Raw genomic sequence first — 18,380 nt, 5'->3', positions numbered from 1 at the left:
CCGGTTAGGCCCAATCGTCCTTTCGCGCGGGCGCCGTACCCGTGTCCATCAATGGGCGGTTCGTCCCGAACGCTGACTCACTCGAAGTCCGGTTCGTCCCGTTCGACCAGAGGATTGCTGCGCACCCATTCCGCCGTCTCGGCGTACTTGCGCTCGATGTACTCCTCGAGCTTGATCCGCTCGATGCGCCACTGGCCGCGGCCGCCGACCTTGATCGCAGGCAGCTCCCCGCTGCGGACCATGTGGTACACCTGCGACGTCGACACGTTCAACTGCTCGGCGACGTCGGCCATGAGCAGGAATCGTGGCTCCATCGCCTCAGTTTGCCATCGTTAGCCTTCAGTTGGCTGTGGCAACGTCGTACGGCCCCAAACAAACCGACACGCCCGACATGCGTGTCGAAAGGCGGGTCAGGGTGTAGTACAGGGAGCGTGACGACGGATCTCACGCGCGTGTACCTGCCGGCGACTCTGGCTCACCTTGCCGTCCTTCGGGAGAGCGGGGAGCTGCCGCCGCCCGTCGAGGCGCACGCCGTCACGCCGTCGCTTCGGGAGTGGTACGCGGAGGGCGACGAGGAGGAGCTGGAGTATGTCGCCTTCACGCGGGCCGCGCAGAGTGCCCTGCGGCTGCTGCGCAACGACGCCAAGGCGCCCCGCCGCCGGGTCGTCGTCTCCGTCGATCTGCCCGGGACAGTACTGAAGATGAATGGACTCGAGCTCGGCTCCAGCCTCGTCGAGGTCTTCGGCCGCATCGCGTTGCGGACGGTCGCCGCGATCCATGTGGACGGTCAGGCGGCCGAGGCCGACGTCGCCGCGGCGGCGGACGTCGTCGAGGAGGCGGAGGCGGGGGACCCGGACGCGCAGTTCACCGTGGACGGTGCGGAGGACCACGAGCTGGAGTGGTACGACCCGTCCGAGCTGGACCAGATCGTCAGCCAGCCCGCTTGAGGGTCCGCCCGACCAGGATCATCGCCACGAACGCGCCCGCGAACAGCAGGATCAGGCCGTGGTTGACCTGCTCCGGCAGGCGGTTGGCGATGATCGCCGCGTCGAACTCGCTCTCCTTCGCGACCGCGTGGGACAGCGGCAGGCCGCCGAGCCAGCCGACCAGCGCCGCGCCGAGCGTGAGCAGCCCGGGCAGGGAGCCTGCCAGGGGGTACGACGGCCAGGGAAGTGCCAGCTCGGTGCGGCGCAGGTAGACGAACGCCATGATGCCCGCCGCGATGCCGCTGGCGATCGACGTCGTCATCTGGAGCCGGTACGCCGCGTCGGCCATGCTCCCGACCGTCTCCTGGTTACCGAACAGGTCGACGAGGTCGTTCTGGAAGTACGCCACCAGCAGCCCGGCCCCGGAGGCCAGGACGCCGGCGGCCGCCCCCGCCGCGATCGCGCTGATCGGGCTCGCCGCCGCGACCAGGCCACCAAGGACGCCGGCCACGCAGACGGTGGCGGCGACCAGGCCGAAGGACGGTCCCGAGTGGTACGCCAAGAGCATGCCCCCCATCGCCAGCAGCCCGACCGGCAGGCCGCCGAGCCCGCCGAGCAGCAGCCGCCGGCGCGTCCCGGCCTCGGCCGCGTAGCGCCCCACCGCCAGCACGCCGACGGCCGCCCCGGCGATCAGGGTCGGGGTCAGCACACCCGGCAGCACCAGCGCGGCGACCGCGGGGCCGGGGACGTGTCCGAACGCCGAGAAGAGGGTCAGGAACAGCAGCACGAGCGCGGATCCGGCCACGAACACAGCGCGCGCCGGGCGCCAGGTATTCACGATCGGCTCGGCCTGCTCTGCGCGTTTCGTACCCACGAGCTAGCAGCGTACGCGAGTCCGCGAGCAGTGCCACGACGCGTGCTTGGATACGGAAGGTAGTCGAATGTGACGCTCGGTGATCGGAATCCGGCGCCACTCGCGGCGCGTGCGAGGATAGGGAAAACCTCGCCAACGCTGCCGAGACGACGTGGGAGACCCTCATGGATGCCCTGTTCAACGTGCCCGAGCCCGTAAACGAGCCAGTGCACGCATACGCCCCCGGAGCCCCGGAACGGGCGAGCCTGCAGCGCCGTCTCGGCGAGCTGGCGGCCGAGCGGCACGAGCTGACGATGACCATCGACGGCGAGCGGCGGATGGCCGCCGGCGAGCCGATCGACGTGGTGCAGCCGCATCGGCACCGCCATGTGCTGGGCGTGACGCACAACGCGACGACCGGCGACGCGGCGAAGGCCGTCGCCGCCGCCAAGCGAGCCGCGCCGGGCTGGCGGGACCTGCCCTTCGCCGAGCGCGCCGCCGTGTTCCTGCGCGCCGCCGAGTTGCTCAGCGGCCCCTGGCGGGACACGCTCAACGCCGCGACGATGCTGGGGCAGTCCAAGACCGCGGTCCAGGCCGAGATCGATTCGGCCTGCGAGCTGATCGACTTCCTGCGTTTCAATGTGTACTTCGGGCAGCGGATCCTCGCCGACCAGCCCAGCTCCTCGGCCGGGGTGTGGAACCGCTTCGACCACCGCCCGCTGGAGGGGTTCGTCTACGCGATCACGCCCTTCAATTTCACCGCGATCGCCGGCAACCTGCCCTCGGCGCCGGCGCTGATGGGCAACACGGTCGTCTGGAAGCCCTCGCCCACCCAGCAGCTCGCCGCGCACTACACGATGCGTCTGTTCGAGGCCGCGGGCCTGCCGCCCGGCGTGATCAACATGGTCACCGGCGACGGCCTGGCCGTCTCCGAGGTGGCACTGGCCGACCCGGAGCTGGCCGGCATCCACTTCACCGGCTCGACGGCGGTGTTCCGCACGCTCAACCGCACGGTCGCCGAGAACGTGTACCGCTCCTACCCGCGCGTCGTCGGCGAGACCGGTGGCAAGGACTTCGTCGTCGCCCACTCGTCGGCGGACCCGGCGGCGCTGGTCACGGCGCTGGTTCGGGGCGCGTTCGAATACCAGGGGCAGAAGTGCTCGGCCGCCTCGCGCGCCTACGTGCCGGCGAGCCTCTGGGCCCGGATCAAGGACGAGCTGGCCGGCACCGCGGAGTCCCTCGCCTACGGCGACGTCACCGACTTCACCAACTTCGGCGGCGCGGTCATCGACCGGCGCGCGTTCGACCGGCACGCCGCGGCGCTGGACCGGATCAAGAACTCGCCGGCCTGCACCGTCGTTGCCGGCGGCACGGTCGACGACGCGGAGGGCTTCTTCGTTCGCCCGACGGTCGTCGAGTGCACGGACCCGGCGCACGAGGTGTTCACGACCGAATACTTCGGCCCGATCCTCGGCGTCCATGTGTATCCGGACGCCGACTTCGACGCGGTCGTCGCCCAGGCCGAGTCGGTGGCGCCCTACGCGCTGACCGGCTCGATCTTCGCCACCGACCGCCAGGTCGTCGACCGCGCGACGCACGCCCTGCGCTTCGCGGCCGGCAACTTCTACATCAACGACAAGCCGACCGGCGCCGTGGTCGGCCAGCAGCCCTTCGGCGGCGGCCGCGCCTCGGGCACCAACGACAAGGCCGGCTCGTGGCACAACCTGCTGCGCTGGACCTCGCCCCGGACGATCAAGGAGACCTTCGTCCCGCCGGCCGACCACCGCTACCCGCACATGGGCTGACGGTTCGGGACGCGCAGGGCTCAGGCGCGGGGGCGGGCGACGGCGACGATCTTCTCCAGGGCGAAGGCGCGGTCGTCGCGACGGAGGCGGCACCAGGCCTCGATGACGGAGCCGGACAGTTCGGCGTTCTCGATCACACGCTCCGAGGTGCGGCCGTTCGCATCGACGTAGCGGATCCAGACCGGGGTGCCGTGCTCCACCGCGTTAGCCAGCAGCTGGGCCTGCTCCGGGCGCAGCTGCGGGGCGCGGCGGCGAATCTGGTCCAGCGGGGTGGCGTCGCGCTGCATCGGCACGGTCAGCCGGCGCGCCAGCTCGGCGGCGTCGATCGTCGGCCTTGCCGTCCGGGACGGCGAGGGCGAGCCGGACCGCGGCGCGGTCCGGTCGGGCGAGGAGACGGTGGCCCGTGGGGCCGGGGACACGGACGGCGAGGAGGCGGTTCGCGGGGACGAGGGCGAAGAAGCGGCCCGCGGGGACGGGGCGCGGCGCAGGGTCAGTCGCAGGCCGTTGCGCTCCGGGGTGAAGCCGGCGGCTTTCAGGGCGGCGACGGTCTCGGCCGGGGACTCCTGGGAGGCGGCGACCGTCGGGGCCAGGCGCTCCAGGTGCAGGGCGGCGACCACGGTGTCCAGCAGGTCCTCGTCGTCGCTCAGCACCACGCTGGTCACGGCGCGGACGTGCAGTGGGTCCGGGGCCGGCGGCTCGGGCAGGAGGTGGGCGGCCACCTCGGCGACCGAGCGGCCGTCGGCCAGGGCGCGGCCCACCGGACTGATCGCGAACGTGTCCGAGGCGACCATCGCGCAGACGCCCAGGAGAGTTGCCTCGGCCAGCAGGCCGCCCACCGTCCCGGGGAGGTCCGGCGCCTCGCGGGACGGTAAGGGAGCGGTCCAGCGGATCAGCGGGGCGAGCGACCCGGGGCCGACGACCGCGGTGTCCGGTGGGAGGTTGTGCAGGACGCGGACGAGGACCTGGCGGAGAGGCCGGCCCGACCACCAGCCCGCGAGCAGGCGGGCCAGGCGGTCGGGCGGGGACGCCGCGATCCATGCGGTGGCGGCGGTCGTCGGCTGCAGGTGGACGCCGTCGGGGCCGAGGAGGCCCGCCTGGAGTACGACATCCGCGAAGTGGGCGGCGAGTGCCTCGTCGACGCCCAGGGCGTCGGCCAGCCGGGCGTGCTCGCGGGCTGCCACGCCGCCGTTGCGCTGGCGGGCCAGCGGGTGGTCGGCCGCCGCCTCCAGGATCGTCTCCGCGTGGTCGAGCAGAGCCTGGGCGGACTCGGCGGCGGTCGCGCGGATCGCGGCGCGGTCGGCGGGGACCAGGGCGGGAGCCGGGGGAACCGGTTCGAACGGCTCGGACAAAGCGCCTGAATCCGAAATGTTCGGTCCGGGATCGCCGGGTCCTGAATCGTCCGGCCCGAAACTGCCTGGGCCCGGAACTCCCGAATCCGGCGTGCGGGCCTTGGCGTCCAGCAGCAGGTACGAGGAGGCCCAGAGGTCGTCGCCATCCGGCCAGACCAGTGCGCGCTGGCTCAGGACGCGCAGGGTGGCGTCGAGTTCGGCGTCGTCGGGGGCGCGGCCCAGCGCCTCGGCCAATCGGGTGCGGGGGATCGGGGGCTCGCCCAGGCGGGCCAGGGCCTCGATGACCTGCAGGGCCGGCAGCGGGAGTGCGGCGACGACCTCGGCGACCGCGGTGCGGGCGGTCAGGCGGGCGGCCAGCTGGGCCAGGTCGCCGGGGGACGGGGCGCTCAGCGCGTCCGGGCGGCGGCGCAGCACCTCGCCGAGCTCGTGAGCCTCGAGACCCTGCAGCCAACGGACCAGCGCGCCTCTCGTCACGACAGGTGACCTTATAGCGTGCGGCGGTGGCCTAGGAATCCGCCTGCAACTGGGCCGACGTCCAGTTCGGGGAGCGGGGCGGGCGGCTCACGTACAGTGACCATCCCTGTCCAGACTGACTGAGCGGCGGATCGGCACCAAGGCCGGCACGGGTGGCAGCGTGGGCGGGGCATACCTGCGCTCCCGTGCCGAGCTGCGCGGCCGGGGGTGGCACCTGCGGTACGACTCCCGTCTTTGTGCCATCCGGGCCGTGCGGGGCGGTCCGGCGTGGCGGCGCTCGCCTACCGTTCCAAGGTAAGGGGAGGGACGGGCGATGAAGACGGTCACGGGCGCGAAGACGATCCTGGGCAACCGCTACCGGCTCGAGTCGGAGGTGGCCCGGGGCGCGATCGGCGCGGTCTGGCGCGCATACGACACGCAGGCCGGAGAGTGGGTCGCGGTCAAGGTGCTGCGCCACGAGGCGGCCGCGGTGCCCGAGCTCAAGGACGGCTTCCTCGGCGAGGCCGAGCTGCTGGCCGGGCTGGAGCACCCGTCCGTCATCCGGGTCATGAACCTCGTCAGCGAGACGAACGTGCTCGCGATCGCCATGGAGCTGGTCACCGGGCCGGACCTGCGCCGCCGGCTGCGGGCCGAGGGGCCGCTGCCGCCCGCCGTCGCCGCCGAGGTGGTGGCCCAGGTCGCGGATGCGCTGGCGTACGTTCACGCGAACAACATCGTCCACGGCGACGTGAAGCCCGGGAACCTGCTCGTGCCGACCGACGGCGGCCCGGTCCGCCTCGCCGACTTCGGTGTCGCCCGCCGCCTGGACCGCCCGGCCGGTCCGACGCACGCCACGCCCGAGTACGTCGCCCCCGAGGTCGTTGCCGGCGGGCCGCCGAGCCCGGCCGCCGACGTGTACGCGCTCGGTGTCGTGCTCTTCGAGCTGATCTGCGGCCGCAGCCCGTACCGTGGCGGCTCGCCCAACGAGGTCCTGCGCCGCCACGCCGACTGCGTGCCGGTGCCCCCGCCCGGCATGCCGGCCGCGCTCTGGCCGGTGATCGAGGCGTGCATGGAGCTCGACCCGCGTATGCGCCCGACCGCGGCCTCGATCGTCGGCCGGCTGCGCGCCGCCGAGGGCGCCCTGGACGGCTTCGAGCCACTGCCTCGGCTGCCCGCGGAGGCGGTGACGTTCTGGCAGCGCTCGGCCGAGCTGACCGCGCCGGTCCAGGCCCCCGTCCGCCGCGTCGACTGGGTCCCGCTGCCGACCGCCCCGACCTCACCGGCGGCTGCGTCCGCGGCGCTGATGATGGCGGTGCCGATCGACGACCTGCCGACCGAGCCCCACGGCGTCGCCGACGTTGCCACGCAGGCTCTCTCCGCATCAGTACCACACGACGAGCCGTCCCCGGCGGAAAGCGCCCCGCCCCCGGCCGGAGACGACCCGACCACCACGATCGCCGCTGCTTCGGACGTCGACGCGACCACGGTGATCGCGGCCGAGCCGGCCCAGGTGGCCGAGCCCGCCTCCGAACCCGTGTCGGACGATTACCCGACCGCCGCGTTCGCCGCCGGGTCCACCGCGGCGCCGGACGCTGATGTGACCGGGGTGATCGTGGCCGAGGTCGCCTCCGAGCCTGCGCCCGTCGTGTCCGGCGACGACCCGACCGCCGCGTTCGCCGCCGAACCGGTCGTGACCGTCCAGCCGGAGGCAACCGCCGAGTCCGTCACCCCCGCGGAGTCCGATGAGACCGGAATGTCGGACAAAACCGAAACATCGGGTGAGGTGGCTACGCGCGGCGGGATCGATCCCCCTGGGGCAAACGCCGAGTCGGGCGCTTCCACGCCAGGTGTAGCCGCCACTCCGGGTGCGGTTGCCAAGTCTGGCGTAAGCGCCCCGTCTGACGCGATTGCCATCTATGACGCGAATGTCCCGTTTAGCGCGGCGGCCGCATTGGATCCGAAACTCACGCTGGGCGCTGCTGCAAATGCCCCGTCTGGCGTGGCTGCCACGTTCGGCCCGAGCGTTAGCTCGGACGTGGATGCCACTTCGGGTGTAAATGCCCCGTCGGGCGCGGATGCCACGTTCGTCCTGAGTGTCACGTCGAACGCGGATGCCACTTCGGGCGCAAGCGTCGCGTCGGGCGCAGATGCCACGTTCGTCCTGAGTGTCACCTCGGACGCGGATGCCACTTCCGGCGCAACCGTCGCGTCCGGCGCAAGCGTCGCGTGGGTCGCGGATGCCACATTCAGTCCGAGTGTCACGTCCGGCGCGAATGCCACTTTCGGAGCGAATGCCCCGTCCAGCGCGGATGCCACTTCCGGCGCAAGCGTCGCGTCCGTCGCGGATGCCACATTCGGTCCGAGTGTCACGTCCGGCGCGGATGCCACTTTCGGAGCGAATGCCCCGTCCGGCGCGGATGCCACATTTGGCTCGAGCGTCGCGTCGGGCGCGGATGCCGCTTCGGGCGCAAGTGTCGCGTCTGGCGCGGTTGCCGTCTCTGGCTCGGGCGTCACCTCAGGCGCGGCTGCCGCGTCCGGTGCGAGCGCCATGTCGGGGGCGGATGCCGTGCCGGGCGAGGTCGGCATGCCGGATGTGGCCGCCGAGGCGATCGCTGCCGGTGCGCCGCTCTGGGGCGATCCCGCCGCTCCGGCCGGTGTGTCCGCCGCTGCGATGGTCGTCCCGCCGCAGCGTACGTCGTCGCCCGATGAGCCCCCGACCGTGCTCCGCTTCGAGTCGGTCGCCCCGAGCGCGGCGCCGGAGCTGGTCACCACTGTGCTGAACAACCAGCCGAGCGTGCTGCCGCCCGCGGTTGACCCGTTCGAGCCGGTGGCGCCGCCGCGTCCGGTGGTGGCGACGCCCGAAGAGACCGCCGATCACCTGTTCGAGACATTCGGTGAGCCGTCCGTCGCCGCGCCGCCGCGGGATGAGCAGCGTAGGCAGCGCCGCGTGCTCGCCGCGATCGGCGGCGGGCTGCTGTTGATCGTGATCATCGCGGGTGGGGTGCTCCTGCTCGGTGGCAACGACAAGCCGACCGGCGACACGGGCGACAAGAAGGTCAACGTCACCACGCCGGCTCCGGGCGCCTCCGGGTCGGCCGGTGTCGTGCCGCCGGTGAGCGCCACGCCGGGCGAATCGGCCACGGCGACGGCGGAGCCCACGGCGACCGGCGACGCGGGCTCAGGCGAGAAGCCGCCGACGAAGAAGCCGACGACGCCGGTGCCGCAGCCGACGAAGACGGGGCTGCCGGGCATCGGCGATCCGATGCCTTCGTTCCCCACGTTCCCGTCTATGCCGGCGTTCCCGTCGTTCAAGTGACGCTCGTGTAAGGACGGTCACCGTACGGCTGTCCTAACTCGACAGTCGCAGCGCGACAGTTCACAGTGGATTTGCCGAAATCCTGGACTGCGCCGGAGAAAAGTGACAGCGTAGGGTCCATGGCGGATTCTGGAGTCAACGCGACCGCGGCGGCCCTGCTGGGCCTGCTGCACGAGGGACCGATGACGGGTGGCCAGCTGATGGCCGCCGCACAGCGCCGGCTCGGGCCGTACTGGTCGATGACGCGCAGCCAGGTCTACCGGGAACTGCCCGCGCTGGCCGACGCCGGCTACGTCAAGCTGGGCAAGCCGGGCGCCCGCTCCAGTCAGCCGTATGCGATCACCCCGGCGGGCAAGCGTGCCTTCGCCCGGTGGCTGGCGGAGCCCGCCGGCCGCGAGGCGCTGCGCAATCCGGTCGCGCTGCGGGTCGCATTCGGGGCGCAGCAGTCCGCCTCCCAGCTCCAGGACGTCTATGCCCAGGCGGCCGAATATCACAATGCGGCATTGACCGAGGCGCGGGAAATGGCCAAGGAGGCGAAGAAAACGGGCGACGACTTCTTCGCCGCGTCGCTGGAGTTCGCCGTCGGTTACCACAAGGCGGCGCTCACCTGGCTCAAGGGTGTCCCGGGCAAGTAGCCCAGGATGCGCGCCGGGCAAATGGCCAGGGGCCCCCTGGGCGTACGCTTGACCCGTGACTGCTCTGGACCACGCCGAAGCTCTCAAGGACCTCGACGGCACGCTGCGCAACATTGAGGCGGTGCTCGACCTCGATCGCCTGCGCAAGGAGAAGGCCGATCTCGAGGAGCAGGCGTCGGTGCCCAACCTGTGGGACGACCAGGTCGCCGCGCAGAAGGTGACCTCCCGACTGTCCTACGTCCAGGGCGAGATCGCCAGGCTGGAGCGCCTGCGCTCGCGGCTCGACGACGCCCAGGTGCTGCTGGAGCTGGCCCAGGCCGAGGGCGACGCGGGGTCGTTGAGCGAGGTCGGCGACGAGATCGCCGGGCTGTCCAAGTCGATCGAGGAGCTTGAGGTCCGCACGCTGCTGTCGGGGGAGTACGACGCCCGCGAGGCCCTCGTCACGATCCGCGCCGGCGCCGGCGGCGTCGACGCGGCCGACTTCGCCGACATGCTCCTGCGGATGTATCTGCGCTGGGCGGAGCGGCACGGCTACGACACGGACGTCTACGACACCTCCTATGCCGAGGAGGCGGGCATCAAGTCCGCCACGTTCGCGGTCAAGGCGCCGTATGCCTACGGCACGCTGTCGGTCGAGTCCGGCACGCACCGGCTGGTGCGGATCAGCCCGTTCGACAACCAGGGCCGCCGGCAGACGTCGTTCGCGGCGCTGGAGGTCGTGCCGGTGGTCGAGCAGACCGACGACGTGGAGATCCCCGACGACGAGCTGCGCGTGGACGTGTATCGCTCCAGCGGCCCCGGCGGCCAGGGCGTCAACACCACCGACTCGGCGGTGCGGCTGACCCACCTCCCGACCGGCATCGTGGTGTCCTGCCAGAACGAGCGCTCCCAGATCCAGAACAAGGCGACCGCCATGGGCGTGCTGAAGGCCAAGCTGCTGGCAGTGAAGCGGGCCGAGGAGGCGGCGAAGATGGACGCGCTGCGCGGCGACGTCGCGGGCTCCTGGGGCGACCAGATGCGTTCCTATGTCCTGCACCCGTATCAGATGGTGAAGGATCTGCGGACCGAGCACGAGACCGGCAACCCGACCGCGGTCTTCGACGGCGACATCGACGCGTTCATCGACGCCGGGATCCGCTGGCGCAAGCAGCGAGAGCTCGACCCGGCCGCGTGATCGGTCACGATTGCGCCACGAGTGCGCGACTTCTCGCTTTGGAGTGCGTCAATTACCTAACGTGACATGTGGTTGATCCCCGTGAAATGAGGCGTACATCACACCTTTTCGCGGAATCAAGCGCTGCCCTGCTGTTCGCGTCCCCTCTTCGGGTTCGCATTGCCGGCAAATCGCGCATGACGCACCGCGCGTACTTGGCCAACTTGTGACACCGCGTAGACTCACCTCCCGTGATTCGGCTTGACCACGTGACGAAGACGTATCCGAAGGCGTCTCGCGCCTCCCTCGACGACGTGTCAGTCAACATCGAGAAGGGCGAGTTCGTCTTCTTCATCGGTCCCTCCGGCTCAGGCAAGTCAACGATCATCAAGCTGCTGCTGCACGAGGTCACCCCGAACCGGGGCAAGGTCGTCGTGAACGAGCGCGACGTGACGTCGATGCGTTCCTGGCGGATCCCGGCCTTCCGTCGCCAGATCGGCTGCGTGTTCCAGGACTTCCGGCTCCTGCCGAACCGCACCGCATACGAGAACGTCGCTTTCGCCCTCGAGGTCATCGGCAAGTCGAAGGGCGTCGCCCGCCGTGTCGTCCCCGAGGTGCTCGAGCTCGTCGGCCTGGGCGGCAAGGAGCACCGCTACCCCCACGAGCTCTCCGGTGGTGAGCAGCAGCGCGTGGCGGTGGCCCGGGCGTTCGTCAACCGGCCGCTGATCCTGCTGGCCGACGAGCCCACCGGAAACCTCGACCCGGACACGTCGATCGAGATCATGCGGCTGCTGGACCGGATCAACCGCACCGGCACGACGGTCGTCATGGTGACCCACGACTCCAACATCGTGAACCAGATGCGTCGCCGGGTCGTCGAGATCGAAAGTGGCCGGATCGTGCGGGACCAGCCTCGCGGTGTCTACGGCTGACCTCCAGCCCTAGTCCGCACCGCCCTTTGTCCTCCTGCTGGGTCCGCTGGGAAGGAACCCCCACCCGATGCGCGTGAGATACGTCCTCTCCGAAGTCCTGACCGGGCTCTGGCGCAACGTCACGATGACCATCGCGATGATCATCACGATGACCGTCTCGCTGACCATGCTCGGCGCGAGCCTCCTGCTCTTCTTCCAGGTCGGCAAGATGGAAGACTTCTTCTACCAGCGGGTGGAGGTGTCCGTCTTCCTCAAGGCCGACGTCACCGACGACCAGCGCAGCACCATCGAGAGTGCGCTGAAGTCGAACGGCCTCGTCAAGTCCTACGAGCACGAGACCAAGGAAGCCGCCTGGAAGCGATTCCAGGAGCAGTTCAAGGACGCGCCCGACCTCGTCGCCGCGACCAAGCAGGACTCGCTGCCGGAGTCGTTCCGGATCAAGCTGAAGGACCCGAACAAGGTCCAGGAGTTCGGCGACCAGTTCCGCTCGCAGGAGGGCGTCAGCGACATCATCGACCAGAAGCAGCTGCTGAAACGGGTCTTCGACCTCCTCGGCGCGCTGCAGACCCTGGCGCTGACGGTCGCGGTCGTCCAGGGCGCCGCCGCGCTGCTGCTGGTGGCCAACACGATTCAGGTCGCGGCGTACAGCAAGCGGCGCGAGGTCGCGGTCATGAAGCTGGTCGGCGCCTCGAACTGGTTCATCCAGATGCCGTTCGTCCTGGAGGCGGCCTTCGCCGGCCTGATCGGCGCGATCCTCGCCTTCGGCGCATTGGTGGCCGCGAAGATCTTCTTCATCGACGGCTCACTCAAGGCGCTGACAACGGTGCTCCTGCCGGTGGACTGGAGCAACGTGTGGGTCATGCTCCCGGTCCTCTGCGGCGCCGGCGGGCTGGTCAGCGCCGTCACCGCCTGGGTCACGCTGCGGTTCTACGTGCGCGTCTGACCTTCGATCCAGCCGTACTGCGAGGGCGGCTCCCCGGACCGGGGAGCCGCCCTCGGCGCGTTCGGGTTGTCCACGTTAGGTGCATTTAGCCGAAATTTCGGGCTTGTGGGCTTTTTCCCGCGTACGGTAACCCTCAAGTGGTACTGGAGGGTTGCTTCCGTGAACCGAATCCGGATCGTCGCCGCAGTCGGCGCCGTCCTCATGCTCCTCGGACCCGGTACCGCCGGGCACGCGGACGCCCGCGACGACAAGGCCCGCCTCGACCGGCAGCTGCAGGAGACCCAGGCCACGCTGGAAGCCGCGACCGGGCGCGCCCAGCAGGCCGCCGCCGACCACGACCGCGCCCAGGCCGCCCTGCCCGGGGCGCAGGCCGGCCTCGCGGACGCGAAGGGTCGCGTGATCGCGGCGGATGCGGCGGTACGGCAGGCAGAGCGCGACCGCACCGGCGCCGACGCCGCCGCGCAGGTCGCCGACCAGGGGTACGCCGAGGCCAAACGCCAGGTCGACAAGGCCCGCGGCGACGTCTCGGTCTTCGTGGCCGCCGCCTACAAGGGCGGCGGCTTCGCCATGGTCAACTCGGTCCTCGACGCCGGCGGCCCGGCGGACCTGGCGATGCGCATCGAGTACCTCAACCACGTCGCCGGGGAGAACCAGCGGGCCGTCGACGAGCTGACCACCGCCCGCATGCAGGCCAAGCAGCGCAGCGACGCCGCACTGCTGGCCCTGCGCCGCGCCCAGCAGGCCGCCGACGAGGCCGCGCGCACCCTCGCCGAGTCGCAGGCGGCCCAGGCCGGCGCCGAGAAGGCCGCGGCGGACGTGCAGACCCTGCTCGACCAGAGCGCGAAGGCCGAGGCGACCGCGAAGGAGGAGCGCGGCGCGGTCCTGGCCCGCTACGAGCAGCTGAAGGCCGACAGCGACAAGGTCGCCGAGCAACTCCGCGCGCAGGCGCAGGCCGAGGCGAAGAAGGCGGCCGGCGGTACGACCACGAAGAAAACCCCGCCGAACACCGTCATCGCCCCGAAGACCGGCGCGTTCTTCGTGATGCCGGTGCACGGCTGGAAGTCGAGCAACTTCGGCATGCGCTTCGATCCGGTGTACAAGGTCTACCAGCTGCACGCCGGCGTCGACCTCGCCGCGGGCGGCGGCCAGCCGATCGTCGCGGCGGCCGACGGCGTCGTGGTGCGCGCGGGCCCGTCCGGCGGCAACGGCAACTACACGTGCGTCTCGCACGGCCTCTACCAGGGCAAGGGCCTGGCCACGTGCTACGCGCACCAGTCGGCGATCCTGGTGCACGTGGGCGAGGCCGTACGCCGTGGCGAGCTGATCGGCCGCGTGGGCACGACGGGCGCGTCGACCGGGTATCACCTGCACTTCGAGGTACGCCTGAACGGCACCCCGGTGCAGCCCCTGAACTGGCTCCCCGCCTGCCTGTGCTGAGGCTTTCGCGAAATGTCGGGCCGCCGGCCGCGACATTTCGGATTTATACCCTGACCGGCGGCATGCCGTGACAAGCGGCAATCGGCGCCGGCGGTACCGCTAAATGCTCTTGCCCGGCGCGCTACGCTTCTCTTCGATCGTGAGACTCAGGAGGGGTCGATGCCGCGCGAAAAAGGGCGCAAGCTGGTCGCGTCCAACCGCAAGGCGCGCCATGACTACGAGATCCTCGACACGTTCGAGGCCGGCATCGCGCTGACCGGAACCGAGGTCAAGTCGCTGCGCGCCGGCCGGTGCTCGCTCGTGGACGCGTTCGGGCAGATCTCCGACGGCGAGGTCTTCCTGCACGCGATGCACGTGCCCGAATACACGATGGGCACCTGGACGAACCATCCACCCCGGAGGATCCGGAAGCTGCTGCTGAAGCGGCAGGAAATCGACCGGATCGGGGCCAAGGTCCGGGAAAGCGGCCTGACCCTGGTGCCCCTGTCGGTGTACTTCTCCGACGGATGGGCGAAGGTCGAGCTCGCGCTGGCGCGGGGCAAGAAGGCGTACGACAAGCGCCAGACCCTGGCCAAACGCGACGCGGACCGCGAGATCGCTCGCGTTGTGGGCCGCCGCGGCAAGGGCAACGCTGAGTAAATAGGCCCGCGCGCGTGAGCAACGCCTCGGCACCATGCAAGCAATGCGTTGAGGCCATATAGTCCCTCCGTGACCGAGATTCGGGTCGATGTCGACCTCGAGCACCCGCCCGCCGTGGTATGGCGCGCGCTCACCGAGGCCCACCTCGTCACCGACTGGCTGCCGACCACGCAATTCATGATCCGGGACAACGACACGTTCACCTTCCAGGCCAGCGACCTTGCCGGCCTGGAGGACCCGATCGAGGGCCAGATCGTCACCGTCGAGGTGCGCGAGCGCCTGGTGATGCGCTGGGAGGCCACCAACCTGCACACCGTGGTCGCGCTGACGCTGGCCGAGCACGGGGACGGCACGCGGCTGACGATGACGCAGAGCGGGTTTCTGGGGCCGCAGGGGACGATGCGGCGAAGGGCGCTGCTCACGACGTACAACACCCTGTTTGAAGGCCCCCTGAACGCCACGCTGGCCAAGATCGCCGCGCGGGAGACGGAGGCCCCGGAGACGCCCCCGCCGCCGGCCGTGCCGCGCCGCAACGACGGCGGCCCGTTCAACCGCCTGCCGCGCCAGGGCAACGCCCCGAGCCACTCCGCGCCGGGCCTGAGCTCGCACGTGCGCAAGATCGCCGGCCCGCGCCCGACCACCGCCGTCCCCGGCTTCGCCGCGGCGGTGCTCGGCGCTCACGCCACCGGCGTCGCCACTTCAAGACCTGATCCCGTCCGTACCGCGAGAATGGGCGCCCGGCCCGCCCCCGCCCCGGCCCTTCGCCGCGCCTGGCACTGGCTGGCCGGCGTCCGTGACTGGTCCGCCGACCGCCGCAGCCAGGCCGTCGCCACCGGCGCCGCGGCGCTCCTGCTGCTGGCCATGGCCGCGATCCTGATCGGCAAGGCCACGGCCCTGCACCCGGCCGCGCCCCCGCGCACCGGCGGCGAGAGCCCCGGCCCGGCCCAGGCCACGATGCCGGCCGCTCCGATCCCGCCGTCGCGCCCGTCCTCGGCCCCGGTCATGTCCGCCGCCGCCTCGCGCTCTCCGACCCCTTCGGCGCCCGCCTCGTCGCCGGCCGCCTCGCCCCAGGCGTCGACGGCGGGCTTCGCACAGCTCGCGGCGGCGTACAAAACGGAAAATCTGACCCTGACCTCCTACCGCGTCACGGTCACGATCTCCAACCCGAGCCAGACCATGGCGACCGACTGGACCCTGGTCATCGCCCTGCCCCTGCTGGACCTGAGCGTCCGCAACATCAACGGCGCGGTGATGAGCCGCACCGACCTGCGCGTGGTCTTCACCCCGGTCGACGACACCCGCACGATCAAGCCGGGCACGTCCGCCACGGTCCGCTTCGACGTCGAGGGCCTGGGCGTACGCAACTCCCCCTTCAGCTGCACGATCGACGGCCGGAACTGCACCGGGATACCGGGATGAAACTGTGGCCGAGAGGGGTTACGCTTGATCGGTCGCACCGAGGTGGTGCGGCAGCCAACACCACCCGCGCGGGGGTGACTGGTTTCGACTTTGTTTGTGGCGATAGGGGAAGCGAGCCGAGGAAGCCGACGTTGTCTCGCGAATCAGTCGTCGGAAAGTTATAAGCGCCAACTACAAGCGCTCCGAACTCGCTCTCGCTGCCTAAGCAAGGGTGAAGTTCTGTCGGTCTGGGAGTGCCTTCGGCCCAGTAACCGGCATCAGCTAGAAGGCTGGCCAACCGAGCCCGGTCACGGGGCTCGCGCGGCGAGATTAATTGTGACTGGGCCCGTCATACCAACTCGCTCGCGTGATTGGTAGGGCCGAGTAGAGGCACAGCGAGCTGCGCTCGGAGAAGCCCTAACAAAGCGACGAAGGACCCGGGTTCGATTCCCGGCACCTCCACTGTCGAACGCCCCCTGCTCACGCAGGGGGCGTTCGCCGTTGACAGCGGAGGATTCCTCGCGCTCGCTTCGCTCGCTCCCCGGTGGGGCTTTGCCACCAACCCCCCCTTGCGGCGGCGTTCGCGGTGGTTGTGGTGGGCGGCGCTGTGCCGGAGTCGCCTGCTGCTACTTGGTGCCCCCGTGCGGCGAGGGTCGCTTGCTGTTAGCCGTGCATTTCGCGTTGGACGACGACCGTGGTGTTGTCCAGGTCGTCGCGGTGGCTGGAGAAGAGGCTCGATGTTGCTCGCTCGGGCGGCAGGTTGCGTTCCTCGACCCATTGGCCGGTCATGGGATCAGCGCGGCTGTGAAGAGCACGTCGCGGGCTGCTCAGGCGGCGTACGGGCCCGTCGGCGGCGAGGGCGGTCACGGGGTCTGAGTGGTGGGAGACGCTGGATACGAGTGATCGCCGAGTGTGTTCCGCGGCGGCCGCCCGCACGCCGGCGAGGTAAGTGCGTACTAGGGGTCCCTGCGCAATTGAGCGCAGGGTAGCTCCACAGCGGCTCGGTCGGGTCCGTTGTGGGCTCGATCGCGTCAGTGGCCAACGTGTTCCCCAGGCTCGCCTCCACGACGGGTTGTGGCTTGACCTGGCCAGCTAGCGCCGGGAACCGCCTGGTGCTCGGCGGCGTCCAACCGGCGACTGGTCGACCAGATGGCAACGGGATTGTTGCCGAGAGTTTACTGAAAAGAATTGTGAAGATAAACTAATCTACTCTACCCAATAGATGCATGTTAATCTAGACATGCATCGGATCGCAGGGAGCTGGATGATGAATCGGAAACGCTCGGTCGGGATTTGGGCCTTGAGTAGGTTGGGATCCCTCATGGTCGCGGTAGTTGGCAGTGTGGCGGGTGTGGCGGCGGCTCCGGCACATGCGACGTACTACTCAGGGGGAATGTGGAGCTCCCACTTCTTCATCCAGCCTTACAGCTTCAATAGCACGTGGCAGGGGCCTCTGGATCAAGCGTTGACGAACTGGTACAACACGCCAACGGCCGCCTGGATCGAGAAGTCCTCCTCGGCGTCGTCGTGGATGGAGGCGCCGAATCTGTCGGACACCTGGTATGGGTTGTACACCCCGTTCGGATCCGGCTCCGGGCGCTACTTCCGGATCCAACTGAACTCGCGGACGTTGAGCGCTGACGCGGGTGGCAACTTCGGTAACTGGGTAACGAGTTCATTCACGCACGAGTTGGGACATGCTCTGAGCCTTGCTGACAACCCTCCAGTGGCGTCGAACGCGTCGATCATGAGACACGACCGCAACCGCTCGACGCTGACCACGCCTCAGACGTATGACATCAATGACGTCAACAACTTCTACTCGTGAACGGGAGAGTCCATTGTTCAACCGTAAGGTTCGCTCGTTCGCTCTAACCAGCGTGTTTCTCGTGGCCCTCGCCGGATGCGGTGAGGAAGCTGCTCCGCCTAAGGCCACGGCCCAGAGCGAGGTATTTGAATACCATCCGGACTACCCCGCATACTCTGACCTGCCTGCCCTGTTCAAGAAGGCCGATTTGGTGATCGAGGCCACGATCGGCCAGGATTCGAAAACGCAATACCTGGTCCCATCGGGCCAGCCGGCGAACGATCCGCGACTGAACCCCAATGCCGGCACGAACAAAGGGCAAGACGCTAAGACGCCAGTTGTCGTCACGGTCTATCAGGCGAAGGTAATTAAGGTGTACAAGGGCAGTGTCGCGGTCGGCGATGGGGTTGCGATCAAGCAGCTAGGCGGCACATTGGACGGCAAGACGTTCCGCGAGGTTGGGGCTAAACCGCTGCGCCAAGGCGACCGCTACGTGCTGTTCCTCGCGACGTACCCTGACGCCCCGACGTCGCTGCTCAATCCTGACCAGGCGCAATATCCGGTTGACGCGTCCGGGGCCCTGGCTCAGATCAGCGACACCGCGCCCAAATTCACGGTCGCGGACCTTGAGCGAGTCGCCGCCAAGTAGTTGGACCGACGACGGACCACGGTTGGTTGTTGCCGGATTCAAGGGACCCGCTGTTGGGTGCCCGTACTCGGGCAGGGGGCCGTTC

General features: G+C 69.9%; 16 protein-coding genes and 1 other RNA gene. 13 read left to right on the top strand and 4 right to left on the bottom strand.

All coding sequences use genetic code 11. From position 1 onward, the window contains the following. Nucleotides 1-77: 77 nt before the first annotated feature. Nucleotides 78-314: a helix-turn-helix domain-containing protein gene (locus tag ACQPY0_RS53180; RefSeq protein ID WP_432979657.1), complete on the bottom strand. Its 237-nt coding sequence runs from the start codon at nucleotides 312-314 to the stop codon at nucleotides 78-80. 117 nt (nucleotides 315-431) lie between these two features. Here ACQPY0_RS53180 and ACQPY0_RS53175 point away from each other — a divergent pair, with 117 nt between their 5' ends. Further along, a complete protein-coding gene (locus tag ACQPY0_RS53175) occupies nucleotides 432-947 on the top strand; it encodes a DUF6912 family protein (RefSeq protein ID WP_432979654.1) in 516 nt (171 codons plus the stop codon). Here ACQPY0_RS53175 and ACQPY0_RS53170 read toward each other — a convergent pair. After that, on the bottom strand, nucleotides 931-1,800 hold the full coding sequence (locus tag ACQPY0_RS53170) for a hypothetical protein (RefSeq protein ID WP_432979651.1): 870 nt from the start codon (nucleotides 1,798-1,800) through the stop codon (nucleotides 931-933). The genes ACQPY0_RS53175 and ACQPY0_RS53170 overlap by 17 nt on opposite strands. A 164-nt stretch (nucleotides 1,801-1,964) precedes the next feature. On the opposite strand from ACQPY0_RS53170, the gene pruA reads away from it, so the two are divergent. Continuing rightward, nucleotides 1,965-3,584 (top strand): L-glutamate gamma-semialdehyde dehydrogenase, encoded by a 1,620-nt coding sequence (pruA, locus tag ACQPY0_RS53165; protein WP_432979648.1) that lies wholly within the window; start codon nucleotides 1,965-1,967, stop codon nucleotides 3,582-3,584. A gap of 20 nt (nucleotides 3,585-3,604) precedes the next feature. Here the strand turns inward: pruA and ACQPY0_RS53160 are convergent, their stop codons facing one another. Continuing rightward, complete coding sequence (locus ACQPY0_RS53160) at nucleotides 3,605-5,407, bottom strand: hypothetical protein (RefSeq protein ID WP_432979645.1); 1,803 nt, start codon at nucleotides 5,405-5,407, stop codon at nucleotides 3,605-3,607. A 313-nt stretch (nucleotides 5,408-5,720) separates the two neighbouring features. Between ACQPY0_RS53160 and ACQPY0_RS53155 the strand changes: the two genes are divergently transcribed. The 9 genes from ACQPY0_RS53155 to ssrA all read left to right on the top strand — a co-directional run bounded on the left by ACQPY0_RS53155 (nucleotide 5,721) and on the right by ssrA (nucleotide 16,304). Beyond that, complete coding sequence (locus tag ACQPY0_RS53155) at nucleotides 5,721-8,702, top strand: protein kinase domain-containing protein (RefSeq protein WP_432979642.1); 2,982 nt, start codon at nucleotides 5,721-5,723, stop codon at nucleotides 8,700-8,702. Nucleotides 8,703-8,821: 119 nt separating this feature from the next. Further along, complete coding sequence (locus tag ACQPY0_RS53150) at nucleotides 8,822-9,337, top strand: PadR family transcriptional regulator (RefSeq protein ID WP_432979639.1); 516 nt, start codon at nucleotides 8,822-8,824, stop codon at nucleotides 9,335-9,337. A gap of 55 nt (nucleotides 9,338-9,392) precedes the next feature. Beyond that, nucleotides 9,393-10,511 carry a peptide chain release factor 2 gene (gene prfB / locus ACQPY0_RS53145; RefSeq protein WP_432979636.1) on the top strand — a complete coding sequence of 373 codons (1,119 nt, stop codon included), beginning with the start codon at nucleotides 9,393-9,395 and terminating at the stop codon, nucleotides 10,509-10,511. A 230-nt stretch (nucleotides 10,512-10,741) separates the two neighbouring features. Beyond that, entirely contained in the window at nucleotides 10,742-11,422 is a 681-nt protein-coding gene (gene ftsE / locus ACQPY0_RS53140) for a cell division ATP-binding protein FtsE (protein WP_432979633.1), read from the top strand. 67 nt (nucleotides 11,423-11,489) lie between these two features. Then, entirely contained in the window at nucleotides 11,490-12,365 is an 876-nt protein-coding gene (ftsX, locus tag ACQPY0_RS53135; protein WP_432979630.1) for a permease-like cell division protein FtsX, read from the top strand. Between the two features lie 159 nt (nucleotides 12,366-12,524). Beyond that, nucleotides 12,525-13,802: a peptidoglycan DD-metalloendopeptidase family protein gene (locus ACQPY0_RS53130; protein ID WP_432979627.1), complete on the top strand. Its 1,278-nt coding sequence runs from the start codon at nucleotides 12,525-12,527 to the stop codon at nucleotides 13,800-13,802. Nucleotides 13,803-13,961: 159 nt separating this feature from the next. Then, nucleotides 13,962-14,441: an SsrA-binding protein SmpB gene (gene smpB / locus ACQPY0_RS53125; protein ID WP_432979624.1), complete on the top strand. Its 480-nt coding sequence runs from the start codon at nucleotides 13,962-13,964 to the stop codon at nucleotides 14,439-14,441. Between the two features lie 69 nt (nucleotides 14,442-14,510). Then, complete coding sequence (locus ACQPY0_RS53120; RefSeq protein WP_432979621.1) at nucleotides 14,511-15,860, top strand: SRPBCC domain-containing protein; 1,350 nt, start codon at nucleotides 14,511-14,513, stop codon at nucleotides 15,858-15,860. Between the two features lie 70 nt (nucleotides 15,861-15,930). Then, nucleotides 15,931-16,304: a transfer-messenger RNA gene (gene ssrA / locus ACQPY0_RS53115) on the top strand. Between the two features lie 198 nt (nucleotides 16,305-16,502). Here ssrA and ACQPY0_RS53110 read toward each other — a convergent pair. Further along, nucleotides 16,503-16,628 carry a hypothetical protein gene (locus ACQPY0_RS53110; RefSeq protein ID WP_432979618.1) on the bottom strand — a complete coding sequence of 42 codons (126 nt, stop codon included), beginning with the start codon at nucleotides 16,626-16,628 and terminating at the stop codon, nucleotides 16,503-16,505. Nucleotides 16,629-17,160: 532 nt separating this feature from the next. On the opposite strand from ACQPY0_RS53110, the gene ACQPY0_RS53105 reads away from it, so the two are divergent. Then, complete coding sequence (locus ACQPY0_RS53105; protein ID WP_432979615.1) at nucleotides 17,161-17,667, top strand: hypothetical protein; 507 nt, start codon at nucleotides 17,161-17,163, stop codon at nucleotides 17,665-17,667. Nucleotides 17,668-17,680: 13 nt separating this feature from the next. Beyond that, nucleotides 17,681-18,295: a hypothetical protein gene (locus ACQPY0_RS53100; RefSeq protein ID WP_432979613.1), complete on the top strand. Its 615-nt coding sequence runs from the start codon at nucleotides 17,681-17,683 to the stop codon at nucleotides 18,293-18,295. Nucleotides 18,296-18,380 lie beyond the last annotated feature (85 nt).

It is taken from the genome of Dactylosporangium sp. CA-233914 (genome assembly GCF_050942935.1).
Lineage (GTDB): Bacteria > Actinomycetota > Actinomycetes > Mycobacteriales > Micromonosporaceae > Dactylosporangium.
Note: the sequence above shows the minus strand (reverse complement) of the source record. Positions and strands in the feature narration are given on the sequence as shown.

Bases quoted from the DNA above. Each gene is read 5' to 3' on its own strand.
- ACQPY0_RS53180 (WP_432979657.1), bottom strand. From the start codon at position 314: ATGGAGCCACGATTCCTGCTCATGGCCGACGTCGCCGAGCAGTTGAAC.
- pruA (WP_432979648.1), top strand. From the start codon at position 1,965: ATGGATGCCCTGTTCAACGTGCCCGAGCCCGTAAACGAGCCAGTGCAC.
- ACQPY0_RS53155 (WP_432979642.1), top strand. From the start codon at position 5,721: ATGAAGACGGTCACGGGCGCGAAGACGATCCTGGGCAACCGCTACCGG.
- ACQPY0_RS53150 (WP_432979639.1), top strand. From the start codon at position 8,822: ATGGCGGATTCTGGAGTCAACGCGACCGCGGCGGCCCTGCTGGGCCTG.
- ftsX (WP_432979630.1), top strand. From the start codon at position 11,490: ATGCGCGTGAGATACGTCCTCTCCGAAGTCCTGACCGGGCTCTGGCGC.
- smpB (WP_432979624.1), top strand. From the start codon at position 13,962: ATGCCGCGCGAAAAAGGGCGCAAGCTGGTCGCGTCCAACCGCAAGGCG.
- ACQPY0_RS53110 (WP_432979618.1), bottom strand. From the start codon at position 16,628: ATGACCGGCCAATGGGTCGAGGAACGCAACCTGCCGCCCGAGCGAGCA.
- ACQPY0_RS53105 (WP_432979615.1), top strand. From the start codon at position 17,161: ATGGTCGCGGTAGTTGGCAGTGTGGCGGGTGTGGCGGCGGCTCCGGCA.